Origin of the sequence: Cupriavidus basilensis OR16, assembly GCF_000243095.1 — a bacterium.
Classification (GTDB): Bacteria; Pseudomonadota; Gammaproteobacteria; order Burkholderiales; family Burkholderiaceae; genus Cupriavidus; species Cupriavidus basilensis_D.
The window spans coordinates 1-19,643 of sequence record NZ_AHJE01000026.1; the positions used below are offsets into that span (position 1 = coordinate 1).

The window sequence follows — 19,643 nt, forward strand, 5'->3', positions numbered from 1 at the left end:
CGCGAGCAAGGCGCATTCGAGGCGATGACCGACGAGCTGGAAAACGCGCGCTTCATCACCATTGCCCGCCTCAACGGCCCGGTCTATGGCGGCGCCACGGACCTGGCGCTGTCGTGCGACTTCCGCATCGGCGTGGATTCGGCTCGCATGTTCATGCCCGCGGCCCGGCTCGGCCTGCACTACTACGGCCACGGCATCCGGCGCTGGGTATCGCGGCTGGGCCTGGGGCCGGCCAAGCGCCTGTTCCTGACGGGTGCCACCATCGAGGCTGCCGAGATGGTGCGGATCGGCTATCTGGACGAGGCCGTGCCTGCAGATGCGCTCGATGCGCGCGTCGAGGCGTTGGTCGACGCGCTCGGGAAACAGGCGCCACGGGTAGTGGAGAGCATGAAGCAAGTGCTCAATTGCACCGCGCGCGATGAGTACGACCACGCCCAGGCGGACAACCTGCACCGGGCCAGCCTGAACTCCCGCGATATCAAGGAAGCGCTGGCGGCGTTCGCCGAGAAGCGTGCGCCAGTGTTCACCGGGGAATGAACATGACGGCCTTCACCGCTTCGCACGACATGCCCGCCAGCCACCTGCCGCTGGCTGGCGTTCGCGTGCTCGAGCTGTCCCAGATCATGGCCGGCCCCACCTGCGGGCTGATGCTCGCCGACCTTGGCGCGGACGTGATCAAGATCGAGAAGTTTCCCGCCGGCGATGATGCGCGAGGCTATCGCCGTCCGGGCGACAGCGACCTCGCACCGTCCTTCCTGATGCTCAACCGCGGCAAGCGCTCGCTCGCGCTGGATGTCCGCACCGTGGCGGGCAAGGACGTGCTCAAGCGCCTGGTCGCGCAATCCGACGTGCTGACCGAGAACTTCCGGCTCGGCACCATGGAGCGGCTGGGGCTTGGCTACGAAGCACTCGCGCAGCATAATCCCGCGCTGATCTACTGCTCGATCACCGGCTACGGCCGCAAGGGGCCGCTGGCCGACAAGGGCGGCTTCGACCTGATCCTGCAGGCCTTTGCCGGCCTTGTCAGCGTCACCGGCGAGCCGGGCCGCACGCCAGTGAAGCCGGGCAATTCGGTCGCCGATATCAATGCCGGCATCCTGGCCGCGTTCGGCATCCTGGCCGCCTATATCCACCGGCTCAAGACCGGCGAAGGCCAGCGCGTGGATACCTCGTTGCTGCAGGCTGCCGTGCAGCAGACCTACTGGTTCGCGGCGGCCTATTTTGCCAACGGCGTGGTCGCCAGGCCGGCCGGCACCGCGCATCCGCTGATTGCCCCGTACCAGACCTTCGAATGCGCGGACGGCGCGATCGCCATTGGTGGCGCCAACCAGAGCAACTGGGAGCGGATCGCCCAGTTGCTGGGCCATCCGGAATGGATCGACGATGCGCGCTTCATGACCGGCGCCAATCGTCTTGCGCATCGCGAAGTCCTTGCCGGGCTGATCACGTCGGAGCTCAAGCGCAGCGGCGTTGCGCAGTGGGTGCGGCTCTTCCACGAGGCCGGCGTGCCGGCGGGGCCGGTCAACGATATCGGGCAGGCGCTGGAGCATGAACAGACCCGCAGCGCCGGCATGGTCATTGACGTCCAGCACCCGGACGGCGGCGTGACGAGGGGCCTCGGCCTGCCGGTGACGCTGAGCGGGCGCAGCGAGCCGGCATCACGGGCAGCGCCACGGCTAGGCGAGCATTCGGGCGAGGTATTGCGCGAGTTTGGATTCGCCACCGGAGAAATCGAGGACCTGACGGCAAACCAGGTCATCTTCACGCCCGCACGGCGCGCCTGACACACGGCTGAATCGAGAGCCTCAAGGGCCGCCAAGTACGTGCGTTAGCGCGCGTACTGCGGACTCGACCTTGTAGCACAATGCCAGCTGGATCCAGCCCGGGCCTCAGCGCCTAAATCATCACTTCCATGAAGTCGCGATGAACAGGGTCACAGGCCACCTGGCCGTCCTCCTGGCAATGAGCCTCTTTGCCATCCGTGGTGCGGAGGCGTCTGACATCGTGTGCAAAACAACATACCGCACGCGCCCGGCCCGAGCGGACAACCGCCCGCACGCGGCGCGGCTCATCTGCGACTACACCCTGCTCTCGCTGAACTACGAGCGTATCTACGCCGATCAGCAACGGCAGCTGCGTAGCGGCGCGATCCGCCAGGCGTAGCGGCGCGATCCGCCAGGCGGATATCCTGGCCTGGCGCAGGAAACGGGACGCTTGCGACTCCGTGCGCTGCCTCGACGGCGTGTTCGCGCAATGGCAGCAGCATGAAGCGCGACGCCCGCCAGCCCGGGACGCCAATCGCGCCAGCAAGCATCCCGAGCTTCCGGAGAAGCTGGCGGCGCGCGACAGCCCACGACGCGGCGAAGCGGCAAGGCCGATGCCGCCGAAACAGAATCCGCAGGCGCCAATGCAGCCTGTCGCCCCGCAACGCGATGCGCAACCGGCCATGCTCGCCACCGCCACGGCGCCCGACACCGCGTTGCGCGCCGCGCCGGCGCCTCTCGCTGACAAGAGCGCTTCCGGCCCCGGGAGCGCCTTTGGCAACCTGGCCTGGTTTGGCGCGTTCGCCGTGAGCCTGGCCTACGTGCTGAAGCGCGCACGGGACGGGCGCCTGCGCAAGCTGTACGCGCTGTGCCGGACCGCGCCGGTGCCCATGCTGGTGTTGTACGGCTTGATAGCCGTCAATGTCCTGCTTCTGCTCGTGGCGCTGGTGGCGGGTTAGCCTGCGGGTTGCGCTGCCCCGGATCGCCGCCGGATCGCCGCCGGCGAATGGGCGCCTGCCATGTATAACCATCCTCTTATGCAACGATAATTATTTGACCGCAAACGGTTATCCGGCAACCTTATACTTCCAGGCACCAACTTCTTTCGGCTTGCGTGGCGCATCGATGTGCTTCGCCACCCCGCCCGATCCGCCACGGAGTCTCCATGTTCACCACCCGCCCGGAAATCGTCGGTACCTTCGGCGTGGCCTCGTCCACCCACTGGCTGGCCTCGCAAACCGCCATGAGCGTGCTGGAGCGCGGCGGCAATGCGTTCGACGCGGCGGTTGCCGGCGGCTTTGTGCTGCAGGTGGTGGAGCCGCACCTGAACGGGCCGGGCGGCGAGGTGCCCATCTTGCTGTGGAGCGAGCGCGAACGCGCGGTGCGCTCCGTCTGCGGGCAAGGCCCCGCGCCCGCGCTGGCCGACCCGGCCGCGATGCGCGCCATGGGGCTGGACCTGGTGCCCGGCATCGGCCTGCTGCCCGCCACGGTGCCCGGCGCATTCGGCGCGTGGCTGACCATGCTGCGCGACTACGGCACCTGGACGCTGGCCGATGTGCTGGCCCCCGCCATCGGCTATGCGCGCGACGGCTTCCCGCTGGTGCCGCGTATCTCGCAAGCCATCCTGGCGGTGCGCGAACTGTTCCAGAACGAATGGCACAGCTCGGCCGATGTCTGGCTGCCCGATGGCCGCGTGCCGCGCCCTGGCAGCCTGCACACGGTGCCTGGCGTGGCACGCACCTATACACGCATTGTCGAGGCGGCCGAAGCCGCCGGCGGCACGCGCGAGCGGCAAATCGACGCCGCGCTGGATTGCTGGTACCGCGGCTTCGTCGCCAAAGCAATCGATCGCTTCTGCCGCACCCAGGCGGTGCGCGACACCACGGGCGAGCGCCACAAAGGCCTGCTGCGCTTCGAGGACATGGCGCAATGGGCGCCCACCGTGGAAGCGCCCGCCACGCTGGATTTCGGCCGCTATACGGTGGCCAAGTGCGGCATCTGGAGCCAGGGCCCGGCATTCCTGCAGCAACTCGGCATGCTGCGCCACGCGGATCTGGCCGCGCACGCGCCCACCTCGCCCGAGTTCGTGCACCGCATTGCGGAAAGCGCCAAGCTGGCCATGGCCGACCGCCTGGCTTGGTACGGCGACCCCGACTTTTGCGATGCGCCGCTGGCCGGCCTGCTCGATCCCGGCTACCTCGCCGCACGCGCGCGCCAGATCGGCGAACGCGCCTCGCCCGAGATCCAGCCCGGCACCGTCGATGGCCGCGCGCCCCGCCTGCCTGACCTCGGCGCGGCCGAGCGCACGCTGCGCCAAGCCGATGTGCGCTTCGGCGTGGGCGAACCCACCTTCGCGGCCATGCCGCCGGTGGCGCAATGGGCCGAACGCGAGATCTTCGTCGGCGACACCTGCCACATTGACGTGATCGACCGCGACGGCAACATGGTCGCGGCCACGCCGTCGGGCGGCTGGCTGTCATCCAGCCCGGTGATTCCGGAGCTTGGCTTCGCGCTCAATACCCGCTTGCAGATGACCTGGCTGGAGCCAGGCCTGCCCAACACGCTGGCGCCGGGCAAGCGCCCGTGCACCACGTTGTCGCCCTCGCTGGCGCTGCGCGACGGCGAGCCCTATATGGTCTTTGGCACGCCCGGCGGCGACCAGCAGGATCAATGGTCCGTCGCCTTCTTCCTGCGCCATGCCGTGCACGGCATGAACCTGCAGGAAGCCATCGATGCGCCAGCCTGGCATATCGATCATTTCCCTGGCTCGTTCTGGCCGCGCTCGGTGGTGCTCAACCGGCTCAGCGTGGAGTCCCGGATGCCCGAGGACACCATCGCGGCGCTGCGCGCGCGCGGCTTTGAGGTCAAGGTGGGCGAGCCCTGGTCGGAAGGACGGATGTCCGCCTGCACGCGCGAGCGCGATGCGCAGGGGCGGCTGGTGCTGCGCGCCGGCGCCAATGCGCGGGGCATGCAGGGATATGCGGTGGGCCGCTGAGGGCTCGCGGGCCAGCTGGCCTGTTGACGCGCCGGATCGAATCAAAGCGCATCGCACGGGGCGGTTCGCATAGCAATCGGAGAAGGAAAGAGATGAAAGCCGTTTTGAAGCGCTGCTTGCTGGGCCTTGCCACGTTCTCGCTGGTTGCCGCCGCCTCGGGCGCCGGCGCCGCCGATCCCTTCCCGCAAAAGCCGATCACGCTGATCGTGCCGTGGGCCGCCGGCGGCTCCACCGACATCCTGGCCCGCGTGCTGTCCGAGCACCTGACCCGCTCGCTCGGCCAGCCGGTGATCGTCGACAACAAGCCCGGCGCATCCGGCAATATCGGCTCCGCCATGGTGGCGCGCGCCCGGCCCGACGGCTACACCCTGCTGGTCGGCTCCATGAGCACGCACGCGATGAACCCGGCGCTGATGCCCAACATGCCCTTCCGCGGCGTGGAAGACTTCACCCCGCTGGGCTTGCTGGCCTATGTGACCAACACCATGGTGGTCAACCCCTCGGTGCCCGCGCACAACGTCAAGGAGCTGATCGCCTACGCACGCGCCAACCCCGGCAAGCTGGCCTATGCCAGCGCCGGCCCCGGTTCCACCAACCACCTGAGCGCCGTGCTGTTCGAGAAGATGGCCGGCGTGCAGATGCTGCACGTGCCCTATAAAGGTGGCGCGCCCGCCGTGGTCGACACGGTCGCCGGGCAGACGCAGTTGCTGTTCTCCGCCGGCACGCAGACCCTGCCGCACGTCAGAGCCAACAAGCTGCGCCTGCTTGCGGTGACCGAAGCCAAGCGTTCGCCGCTGCTGCCCAACGTGCCTACCGTGGCCGAGACCGTACCCGGCTACGAGCTGTCCGTGTGGTACGGCGCCTTCGGCCCGGTCGGCATGCCGCCGGCGCTGGTGACGCGCCTGAACCTGGAAATCAACCGCATCATGTCGCTGCCGGACGTGAAGGAAAAGATGAACGCCATCGGCGTGGAAACCGCGACCTCCACGCCCCAGCAGTTCGCCGCTATCCTGCACCGCGACGCGGACCGCTATGGCAAGCTGATTCGGGACCTGGGCATCAAGGGGGAGTGAAGCCATGACCGACATCGTGAATGATGCCGTGCCCGGCGCCGTGAGCTTGCCCGTGCCGCTGCTGGCTTCGCTATGCGACACGCTGGCGCGCGCAGGCAGGCCCACCATCGCCTTCGATGCGATCGGCAGCGCCACCGCCGCGCTGCTAGGCCCGGGGCTGCTCACCATCAACGCCTACCGGCGTGCCAGCTCGGAAGTGGTGCGGCTATGGTCCTCGAACACCGCCGCCTACCCGTTGGGCGGCCGCAAGTTCAAGGCCGACACGCCGTGGACACGCTGGGTGCTGCATCAGGGCGAGGTCTTCGTGGGCGAGGGGGACGCTGCGCTTGAAGCCGTGTTCGACGATATTTCGACGATACGCGGGCTTGCGCTCTCGGCGGTGGTGAATGTACCGGTCTGCGAGGGCGGACGATGCGTGGGCACCTTCAACTTTCTTGCGGCACGTAGCGCGTGGGCGCAGAGCGAGGTTGCCGTGTTGCGGCTGCTCGCGCAGATGGTGGTGCCGGCGGTGATGGCGGCGAGCCGGGTGGTGGCGGGGGACCGCTGAGACCGGACCCCGGGCACCCGCCATTGCGGCCAGGCGGCTCAGTTAGCTGTGACCAGCTTCTGGTACGCAAGGAACAGCTCGTCGGCGGTAGCAAAGCCATCGATCCGCAGCCAGGAGTCACCAGGCGCCGCCCGCAGGAAAACCACGGGACGGTGGTTCATCTTGTCCTCGTGATAGACGTTGAACGCGCGCTGCGTGGCGACGCTCGCGGCAACCGCGCCGGTGTAGTGCTGCCATTCGGGACCCGCACCGAACTTCGTCGCGTATTCCCGCAGGCGCGACGGCGTGTCCTGCTCCGGGTCGATCGAGATCGACACCATGTGCACCTTGTCCCGATTCGGGCCGAGCTCGCCCTGCAATTGCGAGAGCGTCTGACTGATCACCGGGCAAACGGATGTGCAAGTGGTATAGATGAACGTCAGGACCACCGGGCGGCCATCGTCCAGTTCATCCTTCAGGGAGACGGTACGGCCATCGTCCCGTACCAGCGTCACGGAAGGTAGCGAGTACGCTGCGGTCGATGTGTGCGTGTCCCGCATCATGTGGTGATGCGCATGCGGGTCGGCGTCGTCGTGCGCCCTGGCAAGCGGCATCACCGCCGCGATCGTGCTCCCGGCCACCAGGGCCGATACCAGTGCCCTGCCCCATCGTTCTTTGAACGTTCTCATGGAAACCTCCTTCAGCAATCATCGACACGCTGTCGCAAGCGAACCTGGACAATCCGTACTTCCCTCCGGGTGGGCCTTCATCTGGATGCTTGCCTACGGCACCGTCCACTCCCCGTCGGCAGCCAGCCGTGTGCGCTCAGGCTCGGCGAAGCGGACGACGTAACCCCCTTTTGAGGCGAAGCGCTGACCTGGCCCGAGCGTCAGGCGTGGATAGTAGCCAGTGATGATCCGGCGCTCGATCATGTCGTCGAGGCGCTCCACCAGATAGTCGCGCGCAAAGGCATCGACCATGTGGCTCAGCGTCTCCGCCAGCAGGCCACAGGCAAGGAAGGTATCCGCCTGCGTCTGCTCGGCGACGACCGGAATATGCCGGATCGCAAACCAGCCCAGCGCATAGTCGACGCGCACGCGCCGGCGCTCCGGCAGGTCGACGGGATAGGCGAGACGAGTCACGCCGCGCCAGCCCGCAGGCAACGGCGTGCGCTCGAGGCCGCCCATCAGGCCTGACATGAACACGTCGGCGCGCGGCGGCGGCACGCCGCCAAGCGCGGCGATGTCGCCCGGGCGCAGCCACAGCATGAGTGCGTCCGCGCCCGATGCGCCGCGCAGCGCTTGAGCCATGCTCTCGCCGTTGGCGAGAACGTGGCTGGATACCGCGATACCGTGCCCCTTCAGCTTGATGGCGAGCGCCTTGGCCGCCGGTTCCCCGCTGTCGCCGGCACGATAGAACTGGTGCACTGACTTCGCCACCTTGCCACTGCCCGCATCCAGGATCTTCTTCGCGATCAGGTCCGCTTCCAGCAGCACGCCGCTGGAGAAATACAGGGAATAGAAATCGGTATTGCTGTTGACTGGCACCTCGATGTTCGGAAACAGGCATGGCACTGATTCCTGCTCGCAGAATGCGTGGACCGGCGCCCAGTTCCTGCCACCGAGCCCGGACACCACGGCAAGGACAGGCTCCGCCGCCAGATGCCGCTTGAGTTGATCCAGCCAGGTCGTCTCCGGGCCGGTCAGCTCCCAGACATGCAGTTGCCAGCGGCGATTGACCATGAACATCATCTTGCGCGATGTGCGTAGCGCGGGGGTCGGTCCGAGCGGAAAGGTGTTCTTGTCGGCGAAGTAGTGGTCCAGCACATCCAGCATGCCGCGGCGCTTCACGGGATCCGCATCGGGCGTGATGATGGTAGCGAAGTGGAGTACCGTGTCCGTGACCCCAGGCAGCTTGCGTTGGTCCATCCGCTTCAGGTATGCGATCAGTGCGGCCATGTCGGCATCGTTCAGCGCGAACTGCGGCATCAGGTAGCTTAGGGGCCTACCTTCCGAGTCGAGGCCTTCGCGGATGGCCCTGGCAATGGTGTCATCGGTATACGGATCACGATCGGCCCGCATGCCCTCGACATAGGGCAGGTCGACGTCCTCGAGGCTCTTGGCGCGTGGGTGAAAGAGATACCGCCCGGTGATCGGCGGTACGGTGCCAAAGCCCTCTTTGGCACCGAGGCCGCTACGCCGATGGCAGTTGACGCAGGCCGCGGCGGCCCCCTGCATGCGCATGCCGCCCTCGCGCACCGCATTGAGCGGCGCGCCCGAAGGCAGCTCGCCGCGCTGGAAAATCGCTTCGCCGGCATCCGTTGTCGAGGCGCCGCAGGCCTGGCCGCCAAACCCCATCAGTGCGGCGGCGGCGAAGCACGCTACGAGCGCCCGCAGGGCAGATGGTCCCCGGCTCATCGCTATGGCGCCGGGCGGACCATATCGCCCAACCTTGACCGCGCCTGGGCGTCGATCGAAACCGCCTTGTCCTGTCTCGGCGTGCCGGGCTTGGCGAACATCCAGTCGCCCAGCGAGGGGTTGAACGAGACTTCGTCGATCACGAGCTTGTCCGTTGCCTGGGCCGTTGCAACGCCGCTCTCGATCATGCACGGTATCTGGAGCCCGTCGATTGCCCTGTAGTCACGATAGAACACGGTGACGGTATGCAGTTGGCCGAGGACGTTGCGGGATTCGCGGTCGTACTTGAGCTCCAGGAATGTCTTCGCGTCGATCCACAGGTGGCGGCTCCCGCCCGAGGGTAGCCGGATGCCGAGGCGGTATGCCTTATGCCCTTCGACTTCATCGACGCCATCGAGCGTCACGGCGATACCCTTGGCCTCGTAGTCCATGAGCGGCCCGTCGATCACCTGCTCGTCATGCGCGAACTTCACCTCTTCCAGCGAATAGGGCTGCAGGTTCGGCTTGCCGCCCTGGGTCGGGTGCAGCTTCCAGCCATGGCTGCCGTCAAAGACACGCACGGCCATCTGATTGAGCGCGGTGATCTCGAAGCGCGTCTTGTTGGGACGCTTCATCGCCAGCAAGAAACGTGCAGGCGCATTCGCGCTCTCCACGTGCCCGACCCAGACCATGGTCTGGATCTTGCGCCAGGCCTCAAGCCCTCCGCGCGCGGCGGCGTTCTTCTCCACGATCTGGGCCACGCTCAGATCGGGCGATGCCGATGCCTGCGCCGCCAGCGCCGCCAGCGAGACACAAGCGGCGAGAACCCCAAGGGCGATCCGTCTTGTCGGTCCTATCGAACTTATCGTCATAGCCGCTCCCCTTACTTGCCGGGTAACCTGGCCGACGCCAGCTGCGGCTTCGCAAACAATGCATCGTCCACCGGCTGGTTCATCGCCACATGGTCGACGGTCATCCTGTGGGTTTTCTTGACGCCTACGACAGCGGTCTCGAAGACATGGGGCACCTTCAGCCCGCCTTCCACCTTGTAATCCCGGTAGTAGATGGCAACGTTATGCATCCTGCCGTCCAGCTTGCGCGGTTCGCCCTCCATCTTCAGTTCGAGAAAGCTCGACGCGTCCACCCACAAGTGCCGCTCCACGCGGTCTTTCATCGTCAGCTTGAGCTTGTAGGCCTGGTGCCCCTCCACCGACTCCATCCCCTGGAGTTCGACCTTGGTGCCTTTCCTGGCGTAGTCGACCAGCGGGCCATCCAGCTCCGCGGCTTGCGCGGCTATCTTGGCCTCGGTTGCGCTGTACGGCTCGACCTCATCGCGCCCCAGGAAGGGCCTGACCTTCCACCCTTGCGCCCCGTCGTACACCTGCAGGGCGGTCTGGTCCTGGAAGCGAAGCTCGAAGCGGCTCTTGTGCGGCCGCTTCATGGTGGCCACGAACGGCACCATCAAGTCCTTTTTGCCGCCAACATCGATCTGGCCCGACATGGTCAGGCTGCTTACCGCCCGCCAGGCCTCAAGCCCGCCGCGTGCCGCCACGTTCCGGTCGGCGACCTGGGCCGCCGTCAGCCGGCTCCCTGGTGCGCTTTCCGTCGCCGCGCCGGCGGACCCCGCCAGGGACACCAGGCCCAATGCCAGGAAGAGAATTCGGTTCATGAGCACACCCCCCAATCCATGCCTCAAAGATCGCGCCCGCGCGCGTTCATTCAACCACCAGGCCGTCGATATGAAAGAAACCGATCATCACGTTGACGCGGTCCCCGGTTTTGATCAGGTTGCCTTTGTTGGAAAACACCATCCAGTATTCCTGGCCAACCGCCAGCGGACCCGACTGACGAAGCTGGCCGATCTTGTCCATGACCGGTATTTGCAGAAGCGCCTGGCTCCTTCGCCCGAACAGGTAGGGCGTCGCATTCTTGTCGCTCAGGACCTTGGCGATCCACGGGTCGGTCACGCGGTAGCTGAAGCGGATCAGGTTGCCCGACGCGGTCCGGCGCACGTGCAGATCCTCGACACCGCCGTAGAGATCGTAGTAGGCCTTAGCGTGCTTTGGCAGCTTCACCGGCGTATAGGGCGAGGGCGAGGTCCTGGCGGACGGCGAAGGCGCACGTGCCGGCGCCGCCGAAGGCGCTTCCTGCGGGAAGGCCGAGTCCGCCAGGGCCGTACCCGCCCAGACGCCACCGGCGAGCAACATCGCGATCGTCATCAATTTCCTCGCATGGCTGGACATGTCCTTACGTCCCCCCTGGCGGCCACCGGTTTCTGGCTTTTCGACCCCGGAGGGGGCGGCAAAGGCCGCGCCCTCCCCCTTCAAGCTCGCGCTGCTCCCTCTTTTCCTAACGCGTTGCCACTCCCGTCAAGGCCGACGCCTGCGTACCGGCCCCGCAGCGCCCTGTCCAACGCTGCCGAATCCCTGTGTAAGTGGCGCCAGGACGGGCGCCACCACCGGCGTCAGGGCGGGCGTCAGGACGGCGCTGAGTCCGGTGCCTGTCACGAACTCGACCGCGCCGATATCGAACTTCCCGCCTTGCGGCCGGACGGTACCGAAGAAGTCGTGATTCGGCGCACCCGCGTCGGTCGCGGTATTGATTGCCGGCGAACCCGATGTAATCGCGTAGTTGCCAAGCGGCACACCGTAGCCCGGGCTGCCAGACGAGATGCTGGCATTGAACAGGGAGAGCGGTCCGTAGGACATATTGATCCACTGATTGCCTTCATCCGGCGTCGCCGTCGGCATCAGGCCGAAGAGCGGGTTGGGCAAGACTGCATCCGAGATACCGGGCGGTACAGCGAATCCGATCCCTCCACCTTCCGGCGGCACCCGTGAGCCATTGCAGTATTGGCTGACAACGGCGGGGTTGGAACCCAGGTTGCTTGCCCCCTGGTAGTCGGCGGCGTCGGTCAGGATCGAGAATTGCGGGTTGAGCGTGAGGCCCGACTCGTGCTTGCTCGGTCCGGAGTCGCCAAAAGCGCCGATGTCCCAGTAGATGGCCTTGGGATCGCAATAGCCCGTCGTCTTCCCGGCCTGGTTCAGCGTCGGATTCAACGTCACCACGTTCTGCAAGCCGGGGATCGACGGATTGAGGCCGCCCACCGTGATGTAGAACGAACGGTTCTGCCAGAACAGATTGTTGGCCATCGTCGGGTTCGAGAACGTCGCGCAGGCAGAGGTTCCTCCCGGGCAGGTGACCCCTGCATTGCTGAACGCCGCGATGAAGTTGGGCGTGTGCCGCGCCGTCTCGAGACCAGCCGGCTGGTAGGTCGACGTTGTGATCGGATCGCAAGTCGTTTCCGCGCCCACCGTGGTGCAGTTCGTCGGCGGAGGTACGTTGGACTGAGCGGCCGCGGACGTGTTGAAGAGTACGCCTGCCGACGCCGTCGCGTCGTTGGAAACGATGGTGTTGTTGATGAAGTTGACTCCCACCGCGTCCTGGATCGACACGCCGCCCCCTGCCCATCCCGCGACGTTGTTCGCAATGATGTTGTTGGTGACGGAAACCCGGTACCACTTCGACGCATCATTGGGACTGCGCTGTACATCGGTGCCGTTGATGCCCTGCAGCCGCAGCCCACCGCCTTTACCGCTCTCGGCCGTATTGCCGACAAGGAGATTGCCGTCGATCGTGAGGCCCGGGCCTACGCCGTCGGATAGCTGCGGCGCGCAATCGACGTCGGTGGTCTGGTTCTCGCAGAAGGTGCCATCCGGCGGCACGCCCTGGGCGATGATGCCGCCCCCGTAGGTAGGTAGCGTCGGGTTGTTGCTCTGGTTGAAGAGCACCAGGTTGTGCGAGATGTCGCCGTTATAGCTGAAGCCGAAGTGCGCCACGCCGCCACCGTCACCACTACTCATATTGCCGCACACCCAGTTGTAGTTGAAGTGGTAATTGTCCGCTCCCGAGCAGAAGGTCACGCCACCGGCCGCCGACGGCGTGGTCGAATTGATTTCGTCGCCATAGGATGCGTTGGAGGTGACCGCGTTGTGATGCACGTTCACATTGGTGTTGAAGCCGAACGGAATCTGCGTCACGCCGTCCGCACCGATGGTCCCGTCCGGAACCTCGACCTGGCCGATCGTGATGCCGCCGGTGAGCGTGCCGGCATTGCCGAAGACTCGGTTATTGGAGATTTCCATATTGTGGTTCCAGCCGTGCAGGAAGATGCCACCGCCACCTTGCGAGCTGTTGGTGAAGGTGATGCCATCGATGCGCGACGGGTTGCAGAGGAAGTTGCTGGGATTGTTCGCGCAATCCGTGGCACTTGCCGTCAACGGCGTGCAGATGCCATTCGCGGCACAGTTGGGGTCGGGCTGTCCGTTGACGTCTTGCACGCCCTTCGCCAGAACCGTAATGACCGCGCCTTCGTACGCGCCCATCAGCGTGGGCTCGATCAGAAGCTCGCCCAGGTTGCCGTTGAGCGTGTTGTCCCAGCCGACGGTGGGCTCGAACGGAATCGGGTCGATCCGCCGCTGCATGGCCAGCGGATCGGTCGCCGCGCCCGTTGGGCAGGCATAGGTATTGGTCGGGTCGAACGGATTGGTCGGCGAGATCACCCCACCGTTGCGCGACACGCCAAACAGGCAGCTGACCTGCGCCCGCCACGGGTCCATCTTGCCGGACGGGTGCGTGTTCGCGTTGACCGTCACCGAGGCAGCGCCAACGCCCTGCAGCCGGACCGGCTTCCACATCAGCAGCATCTCCTGGTAGACACCCGGGCCGACGATGATCAGGTCGCCGGGGATGGCCTTGTCGATCGCCGTCTGGATGGCGTTGCCAGTGGCGTTTTCGCCGGCGACGTAGGTCGGGTCTTTCCCGCCAATGCTGACAGTGACAGTGTCGACGGACTTCTTGCCATTGCCCGCAGTGATCACCAGTTCACCGTGGTCCGACGACAGCGTAGGCACAGTGACCGTGATCGACTGGTCGGTCCACGCCGTGATCTGCGCAGGCACGCCACCGATGGTCACGCTCGACGGTACCGTGCAGGTGCCGCCGGCGCTGGTACACCAGTTGCCGAAACCATAGTGGCGCGTGATGAACTTCTGATTGTACGGCGCCTTGCTCGCCCCCGGCCCACTGTAGGCGTGGTTGCTCACCTGTTGATCGCCCAGGGCAGTGATGGTCAAGCTGTTGCCTGCAGTGCTGACCCAGGGACCGGCACCGCCGTTGCGGGCATCGCCGACCACCTTCAAGATCGCCGGCGTGGCATCCGGGTACGCGCAGTCAGGCTGGTTATAGCCATCCGCGAAGGCCTGCACCGGCACCACCGGCGTGTCCATGTACTGGGTCTGTCCCGGCATGAATGGAATCTCGTAGCAGAACTGGCTGTACGCGGGGTTGTACATGGGATCCCTGATGGTCTGCCCGGGATGCGCTGGATCCGGCATATCCGGGTCGTTCATGCACGCGACCATCATGGTCGGCGCATAGCCGGTCGGATTCGGCGGATTGACTTCCCAGGTCGAATAGTTCAGGCCATTGAAGATACCCCACTGGTCGGAGTACACGCGGGCCACTTCGTTGCCGCCGAAATCCTTCATCGACACCGGCACGTTGGGCACGGCGAACTTCTCGCCGAATTGCGGCGAATACGGGTCGAATTCCGAAGAGAAGTCGTCCAGCATGAAGCCGGTGAAGTGCGCGGCGACGTGGGTGGAGCTGAATACCCAGAACTTCGCCAGCACAGTCATCTGATCGGTAAGCGTGACCTCCTTGCGGTCGCACAGATGCCGCGACGCACCCGCGAACGGCGCCACTTCCTGCGAGCCGGGGAACAGGCTGATATAGTCGGGAACGATGCGCAGCGCACCGACGCAGGGCCAGAAGGTCTCGACGCTCCCCGTGTCGCCCTCATGCCTGGGCGTGGATCCCAGATTTGTGGTCGGGTTCTGCGGATTGTTCGGGTTGTAGGTGGCATTCACGGCCGCCTGGTCGGGCAGGATGAAGATGCTGCCCAGGCCACCGAACTGCTGGGTCACCGGCGCGATGTAGTTGTCCCCAATGAGGATGTTCTTGTCTTCCTCCTTCACCAGTTCATAGCCCGGGGGCACGACCACTTCGACGACATACTTGCCGGCGGGCAGCATGGGCGTTCCGGCCTCCGCGGGATTCGGCACACAGACGCTGCAATTGGTACCCATCGGCCTGCCGGTTTGCGGATTCCTGCTTTTCACGCTGGGGAATTGATACATCCCATCGTAGGGCGCGGGCTGAAGCTGATTGAACATGTGCATGCCGTCATAGCACTTGAACTGGGAACTTGCCGGCAAGGACCGATGCTGCGGATCGAGCCACTGGGTGCTGTTCTGCAACGTAAAGAAGTACGGGTCCGTGGTTTCCTGGCCCGGGCAGTTCATATTGGGCACGCCGTCGCTGCGGAAGCCCTGCGCCCAATCGTCCCAGCTGCTGGTCGTGGTGGTATCCACCAGGGTCAGGCTGGGCGTTCCATCCCGGGCAGTGCCCTGCTGGTACAGGTTGACAGTCACGTTCGGCACGTTGGGCGTCCAGCTGGTGTGGATCAGCAGCGCGGGGTCGTCAAACGGCCGCGTGGAGGCATAGATCACCTCACCCTTGATGCCACCATTCTCATTATCGGCGAACGGCGTCTTGCCAAACTCGATGAACGAGCTCTGGCCGGAGAAGCCTTGCCAGCCAAGGGTGGTCACCGACGGCGGATCGATCCGGCCGGTCGACGGGTTGGGGGCACTGTGGCCGGGGTGCAGGATCGAATAGCCAGTGCAATCAGCGTTGTCGCAGTACACCGCGCCGGGGACCCGTAGCTTGTCTGGCAGATGTGCCGTCGCGGATTCCGTTGTGTTGGCAAAATTCGCCGCAATGTTCGACTTTCCGCCACCAGGCGTGCCATCCGGCGGACCGCCAGCGTCATAGACCACGTGCACGCCCGTCTGTTTGAACCGGGTCGTATCGGCTTCCACCACATACCAGTTGAACAGCGGGAATATCTCGTTGAACGCGGCGTAGCCGTTGAGGTCGGTATTGTTGAAATTGGAATAGCTGCCATCGCGGAAGCGGATATTGGTCGGCACCAGCGTGAGGCCGGGCTCGCCGTCCTGCGAGACGCCGTCACGGTTCAGATCGATGAATGATCTGGTATAGAGATTCGTGTGCCATTGCAGTACCGCAAGATCCCCGACGTTGACGCTCCTCGCGTTAGGTCCAAGCCGTACCGCCGTGGCAAGACCATCGACGATCTGGTCGTTCCATTGATCGAAGACCGTAAGCCTGAATGTGCCATCGGGAATACCGGAAAAGCTGAACTCGCCTTTGTCGTTGCACTTGGTGAAGGCGATATCCTCGCCGTCCGGATCCCCCAGACTCACATAGCACTGCGTGAAAGCCAGGGAGTCACGCGAACCGCTGCCGTAAAGATGCTGATTGGGCGGGCGGCTGTAGTGCAGGTTGGTGATTCTGCCGTTGACCGCATTGGCGCACGAGGCTCCCGTACGGTCGCACAGGCCGGACTTCGCGGCATTGGTCCTGCGATCATTGATGATCTTCGCGTTCGCGAAGCCGACCGAGACATGGAAGCCGGCCGGCCCGAACTCCTGGAAGTATGAGGGGCCACCTACCTTGATGAAGGCGTCATGACCCTTCTGGCCGTCGAGCGTATTCGTCTGCAGCCACTCCTCTCCCTTGGCAATTCTGTCGGCTGCCGGCGTTGCGACCACGCCATATCTACCGGGCATCAGGTTGGCAATGATGGCCTGGCCGACCAGCGGGGAAAGTGTCTTGCCGTCAGACTCATATTTCGGACAGGTGGGAATCATGCCGACCAGTCCGTCTTTCGCCGACTTCTCCGTCGGCGAGATCGGGCACGCATACAGGTGCGTGACAGGATCGATCATCCCTTGCAAAGAGTTGGACAGGGGCATGTTGAACATGTCATAGGTCATTTGCCCGGTGGCATCGCCTGTGCCGCCGGCGTCGTCGAAGAGCTTGATCTCGAAGCCGCCCAGCCCCGGTTCCCGGGATGTCCCAAAGGTGTCGGTGCCGCCGCTGACGTCGACTTCGCCGTTGAGCGGTGCGTCATCCTCGAACACAAACACCGAGACCTTGGCTGTCGCAAGCGGCGTTTGTTGCAGCGGTATATTGACGGTCTTCTGCGACGGTGCGATTGGCGCACCGCCCATGCCATGCCCGCAGGTTCCCGTCCCGGGGGCAAAATCCGCGCCGCCCGGGCCGGACAGGCAGTCCTTGGCAATACTAAAAGGCCTTTGCGCTCCCATGGGCTGGGACGGATCGACCGGCTGGGGCGCCCCTGCGCCAGCGGAGAAGGTGTTGCCGGCATCGCCAGGCAAGATCGAAATGTAGTAGCGCTTGGCCGGGTCGAGCGCTACCTGGCTCGGGTCGACCGGGGCCTGCTGCGCGGAGTCCGTACGACAGACGCCATTGCCAACATCGCACACGGCTGGCACGTGTGAATTGCTCGCTAGGTCAAAGACTGTCTGCCCCGCCTCGCAGGCAACCTGGCCAACACAGCCCGCGGCAATGACGGGCATATAGCTGACATGGAAGCTGGTCCCCAGGCTCGGCACCGGCAGCGGCGGGCAATTGGCCGGCCGTGTGGCGGAGTTCACCTGGCATGCGGGGTCGATCTGGAAGGTGCGGTCTTCCTCGATGATCCAGCGGTAGTCGGTGATCTTGACCGGCGTTGCCCCCGGCCGCACGCTCGGCGCGTCAAATACATTCACGACAAGGCCACTGCCGCCCTTGAACGTCACCGTCACCGTGGCAGCATTGCTCGGCGTCTTCTGCGAATTCACCGCCTTGTACTTGAAGGTCACGCTAGCCGTCGTTGCCGGGCCCGGCGGAGTCGTGGGTATTGCCGTGAACGACCCGTCCGCGTTCAGCGTGACCGTGCCGCCCGTGGCGCTGCCGGCGACCAGCGCGGCAGTCAACGGAAGCTGTGAAGGATCGCTATCGTTCGCCAGCACGCCGGGCGCGCCGATCTGCAACCGCGATGCGATGCTGCTGGTGAAGCTGTCGCCGCCGGCTGTGGGCGCGCCCCCCTTGCAACCACCGGTACAGGCGGCCAGCGTCACCTTCGCCGTCAGCGCGGCGTTTCCGTTCGCCTCGTACGTGAAGCTGTCGGACGTGGTGCCGGCATTGGGCACGTAGGTAAACGTACCATCCGCATTCAAGGTGACCGTGCCGCCCGTGGGGGCTGTCAGCAACTTGACGCCGTAGACGCCCACGTCGTTGGCGACCACGCCCTTGGCGGGGTCCGCCACCGTCAGGCTACCGCCGGAAACCAGGAGGAAGTAGGAGTCGGGGTTGGCCTTCGCAGTCACCCCGCTGGAGGGCAGTGTGGCGCCATTGGCACCGATGTATGCCATCATGCCGCCGTCGCGCTGATTGTTGGTGGATAGGCTCAACTGGCGATCAAACACCGCCAGGGCCGTGGGCGCGGTCGCCGGAGCGACAGCGACGGGGGCATTGATCAGTACGTCATATGTCTTGCCTGCAGCCAGGAATACTTCATTCTGCACTCGCCGGTTCCCCGGGAGAAGATTGCCGTCCTCCGCTACCAGCGACAGCCCCGAAACCACCTTGGGCGTACCCGAACTGTTGTCGGTGGTCAGCGAGCCTACGATGGACGGTACGTGCATGCGCAGACCAGCGTTGACAAAGCGCACCAGGACACTGCCGGTGGCGTTGGCAGGGTTCGTCGAGAACAGCGAACTGGCGGTCTTGGTCCTGTCGAAAGCGAGGCCATTGACAAGGTAGTAGCGCGGATCGTAGTTGACAGCAGGCGGATAGCACGCGGCTGCGCCGTCGCTGCAAATCACGCCAGTCAAGGTCAAAGCCGCAATGATCTGTGCCCCGGTGCCAGTGGCACTCGTTACCGTGACGGCGGGAACGGCGTAGTAGCCCGCACCGGCACTGTCAACCGTGATACCGGTGATAGCGCCAGCGCCATCCACGCTTGCGACATGCGCTGTCGCCGCTACCGAAGCGCCGCCACCGGAGAACGCGACGAGATCGCCAATCTTGTAGCCGGTACCCGCGATGGGGTTGCCGGCGGAGTCGAGCGCCACCGCGATGGAACTGACAGAGTCCCTGAGGACGCGGGAAGAGGTTTCGCTGAAATTCGCGGTCGACACAGCCGTAGCCACGGCGGCATTTTGCGTGGCATCGATTTCACTGAGCAGCAGTGGAACGTCCGCATTGTAGGTGACGCCCGGATAGGCGGTGCCCAGCGCGGGCACTACGGGAGCGGTGGTGACCACCAGCACGCCATAAAGACCCATCGGACCCTGGATGGACGGATGGGTTCCCGATTCGATCAGGTAAGTACCGGGCTTGAGATTGCTCCATGTCAGCGCCGTTGGGCTTGCGCCTGTGGCCGTGGCCACTTCGGTTGAAAAGGACTGGACACGGGACCCCTGACTGGGCGGACTAAAGGTGGCGCCATTGCTATCCCCGGCGATCGGCCAGGTCACGGCCTGGACCGCATGGTTCGGGCTGGGCATGGCTGTTCGCGCCACGCCCAGACCGCCGCCCAACTGACCCACGATCACCAGCGACGTGGGAATTCCCGAGGTGGCGCCCGGAGGCACCGGCAGATGATTGGTAAGGTTGATCGTCAGATTGCCAGGAGCGACGGTAATCACCACGGGCGTCCAGCTCGTCCCGGCATTCGGATTCAAGCCCTTGCAAGCGGCGGGCGCAGTGGCGCCGGTGCAGGTGTAGCCCCACATCGGCACAACTTGTCCGTCGGGCAGCGTGGTACTTGTCGCGCTCGCGGTCAGGTTGACACTCTGCGCGAACGACGCGCAGCTCGCCATCAATAGAATCGATGCAGCGAGGCCTGTCTTGACCAAGTCGAAGAGGCTCGCCTTGAACTGATTGGATCTCATC

At 65.1% G+C, this 19,643-nt stretch carries 13 protein-coding genes; 7 read left to right on the forward strand and 6 right to left on the reverse strand.

What is annotated here, in order from left to right; translation table 11 throughout:
• The 7 genes from OR16_RS10630 to OR16_RS10660 form a co-directional block, all read left to right on the forward strand.
• Window positions 1-537, forward strand: a 537-nt coding sequence (locus tag OR16_RS10630) for an enoyl-CoA hydratase/isomerase family protein (RefSeq protein WP_006157972.1), incomplete at its 5' end; no start/stop codon positions are given.
• On the forward strand, window positions 534-1,784 hold the full coding sequence (locus tag OR16_RS10635; protein WP_006157973.1) for a CaiB/BaiF CoA transferase family protein: 1,251 nt from the start codon (window positions 534-536) through the stop codon (window positions 1,782-1,784). The genes OR16_RS10630 and OR16_RS10635, both read left to right, overlap by 4 nt.
• A 139-nt stretch (window positions 1,785-1,923) precedes the next feature.
• Window positions 1,924-2,163, forward strand: coding sequence for a hypothetical protein (locus OR16_RS10640; RefSeq protein ID WP_006157974.1), 240 nt, complete (start codon window positions 1,924-1,926; stop codon window positions 2,161-2,163).
• Between the two features lie 61 nt (window positions 2,164-2,224).
• Window positions 2,225-2,722: a hypothetical protein gene (locus OR16_RS10645; RefSeq protein ID WP_006157975.1), complete on the forward strand. Its 498-nt coding sequence runs from the start codon at window positions 2,225-2,227 to the stop codon at window positions 2,720-2,722.
• A gap of 206 nt (window positions 2,723-2,928) precedes the next feature.
• A complete protein-coding gene (locus tag OR16_RS10650) occupies window positions 2,929-4,758 on the forward strand; it encodes a gamma-glutamyltransferase family protein (protein ID WP_006157976.1) in 1,830 nt (609 codons plus the stop codon).
• Window positions 4,759-4,850: 92 nt separating this feature from the next.
• The gene (locus tag OR16_RS10655; protein ID WP_006157977.1) at window positions 4,851-5,831 is read left to right on the forward strand and encodes a Bug family tripartite tricarboxylate transporter substrate binding protein; all 981 of its coding nucleotides are present in this window, start codon (window positions 4,851-4,853) and stop codon (window positions 5,829-5,831) included.
• A 4-nt stretch (window positions 5,832-5,835) separates the two neighbouring features.
• Window positions 5,836-6,378, forward strand: a complete 543-nt coding sequence (locus tag OR16_RS10660; RefSeq protein WP_006157978.1) for a GAF domain-containing protein — start codon at window positions 5,836-5,838, stop codon at window positions 6,376-6,378.
• A 38-nt stretch (window positions 6,379-6,416) separates the two neighbouring features.
• Here the strand turns inward: OR16_RS10660 and OR16_RS10665 are convergent, their stop codons facing one another.
• From OR16_RS10665 to OR16_RS10690, 6 genes are all read right to left on the reverse strand, one after another.
• Window positions 6,417-7,046 carry an SCO family protein gene (locus tag OR16_RS10665; RefSeq protein WP_006157979.1) on the reverse strand — a complete coding sequence of 210 codons (630 nt, stop codon included), beginning with the start codon at window positions 7,044-7,046 and terminating at the stop codon, window positions 6,417-6,419.
• A gap of 93 nt (window positions 7,047-7,139) precedes the next feature.
• Window positions 7,140-8,714 carry a c-type cytochrome gene (locus OR16_RS10670; RefSeq protein ID WP_006157980.1) on the reverse strand — a complete coding sequence of 525 codons (1,575 nt, stop codon included), beginning with the start codon at window positions 8,712-8,714 and terminating at the stop codon, window positions 7,140-7,142.
• 62 nt (window positions 8,715-8,776) lie between these two features.
• Window positions 8,777-9,625, reverse strand: coding sequence for a hypothetical protein (locus OR16_RS10675; RefSeq protein ID WP_050982935.1), 849 nt, complete (start codon window positions 9,623-9,625; stop codon window positions 8,777-8,779).
• Window positions 9,626-9,636: 11 nt separating this feature from the next.
• Window positions 9,637-10,422, reverse strand: a complete 786-nt coding sequence (locus tag OR16_RS10680; RefSeq protein WP_006157982.1) for a hypothetical protein — start codon at window positions 10,420-10,422, stop codon at window positions 9,637-9,639.
• 46 nt (window positions 10,423-10,468) lie between these two features.
• Window positions 10,469-10,996, reverse strand: coding sequence for a hypothetical protein (locus OR16_RS10685; protein ID WP_100227865.1), 528 nt, complete (start codon window positions 10,994-10,996; stop codon window positions 10,469-10,471).
• Window positions 10,997-11,122: 126 nt separating this feature from the next.
• Window positions 11,123-19,642, reverse strand: coding sequence for a choice-of-anchor Q domain-containing protein (locus OR16_RS10690; protein WP_006157984.1), 8,520 nt, complete (start codon window positions 19,640-19,642; stop codon window positions 11,123-11,125).
• Window position 19,643: the final 1 nt, after the last annotated feature.

Excerpts from the sequence above, each read along its gene's own strand:
- OR16_RS10635 (WP_006157973.1), top strand. The coding sequence starts at position 534 with ATGAACATGACGGCCTTCACCGCTTCGCACGACATGCCCGCCAGCCAC.
- OR16_RS10640 (WP_006157974.1), top strand. The coding sequence starts at position 1,924 with ATGAACAGGGTCACAGGCCACCTGGCCGTCCTCCTGGCAATGAGCCTC.
- OR16_RS10650 (WP_006157976.1), top strand. The coding sequence starts at position 2,929 with ATGTTCACCACCCGCCCGGAAATCGTCGGTACCTTCGGCGTGGCCTCG.
- OR16_RS10655 (WP_006157977.1), top strand. The coding sequence starts at position 4,851 with ATGAAAGCCGTTTTGAAGCGCTGCTTGCTGGGCCTTGCCACGTTCTCG.
- OR16_RS10660 (WP_006157978.1), top strand. The coding sequence starts at position 5,836 with ATGACCGACATCGTGAATGATGCCGTGCCCGGCGCCGTGAGCTTGCCC.
- OR16_RS10665 (WP_006157979.1), bottom strand. The coding sequence starts at position 7,046 with ATGAGAACGTTCAAAGAACGATGGGGCAGGGCACTGGTATCGGCCCTG.
- OR16_RS10670 (WP_006157980.1), bottom strand. The coding sequence starts at position 8,714 with ATGGGGTTTGGCGGCCAGGCCTGCGGCGCCTCGACAACGGATGCCGGC.
- OR16_RS10675 (WP_050982935.1), bottom strand. The coding sequence starts at position 9,625 with ATGACGATAAGTTCGATAGGACCGACAAGACGGATCGCCCTTGGGGTT.
- OR16_RS10680 (WP_006157982.1), bottom strand. The coding sequence starts at position 10,422 with ATGAACCGAATTCTCTTCCTGGCATTGGGCCTGGTGTCCCTGGCGGGG.
- OR16_RS10685 (WP_100227865.1), bottom strand. The coding sequence starts at position 10,996 with ATGTCCAGCCATGCGAGGAAATTGATGACGATCGCGATGTTGCTCGCC.
- OR16_RS10690 (WP_006157984.1), bottom strand. The coding sequence starts at position 19,642 with ATGAGATCCAATCAGTTCAAGGCGAGCCTCTTCGACTTGGTCAAGACA.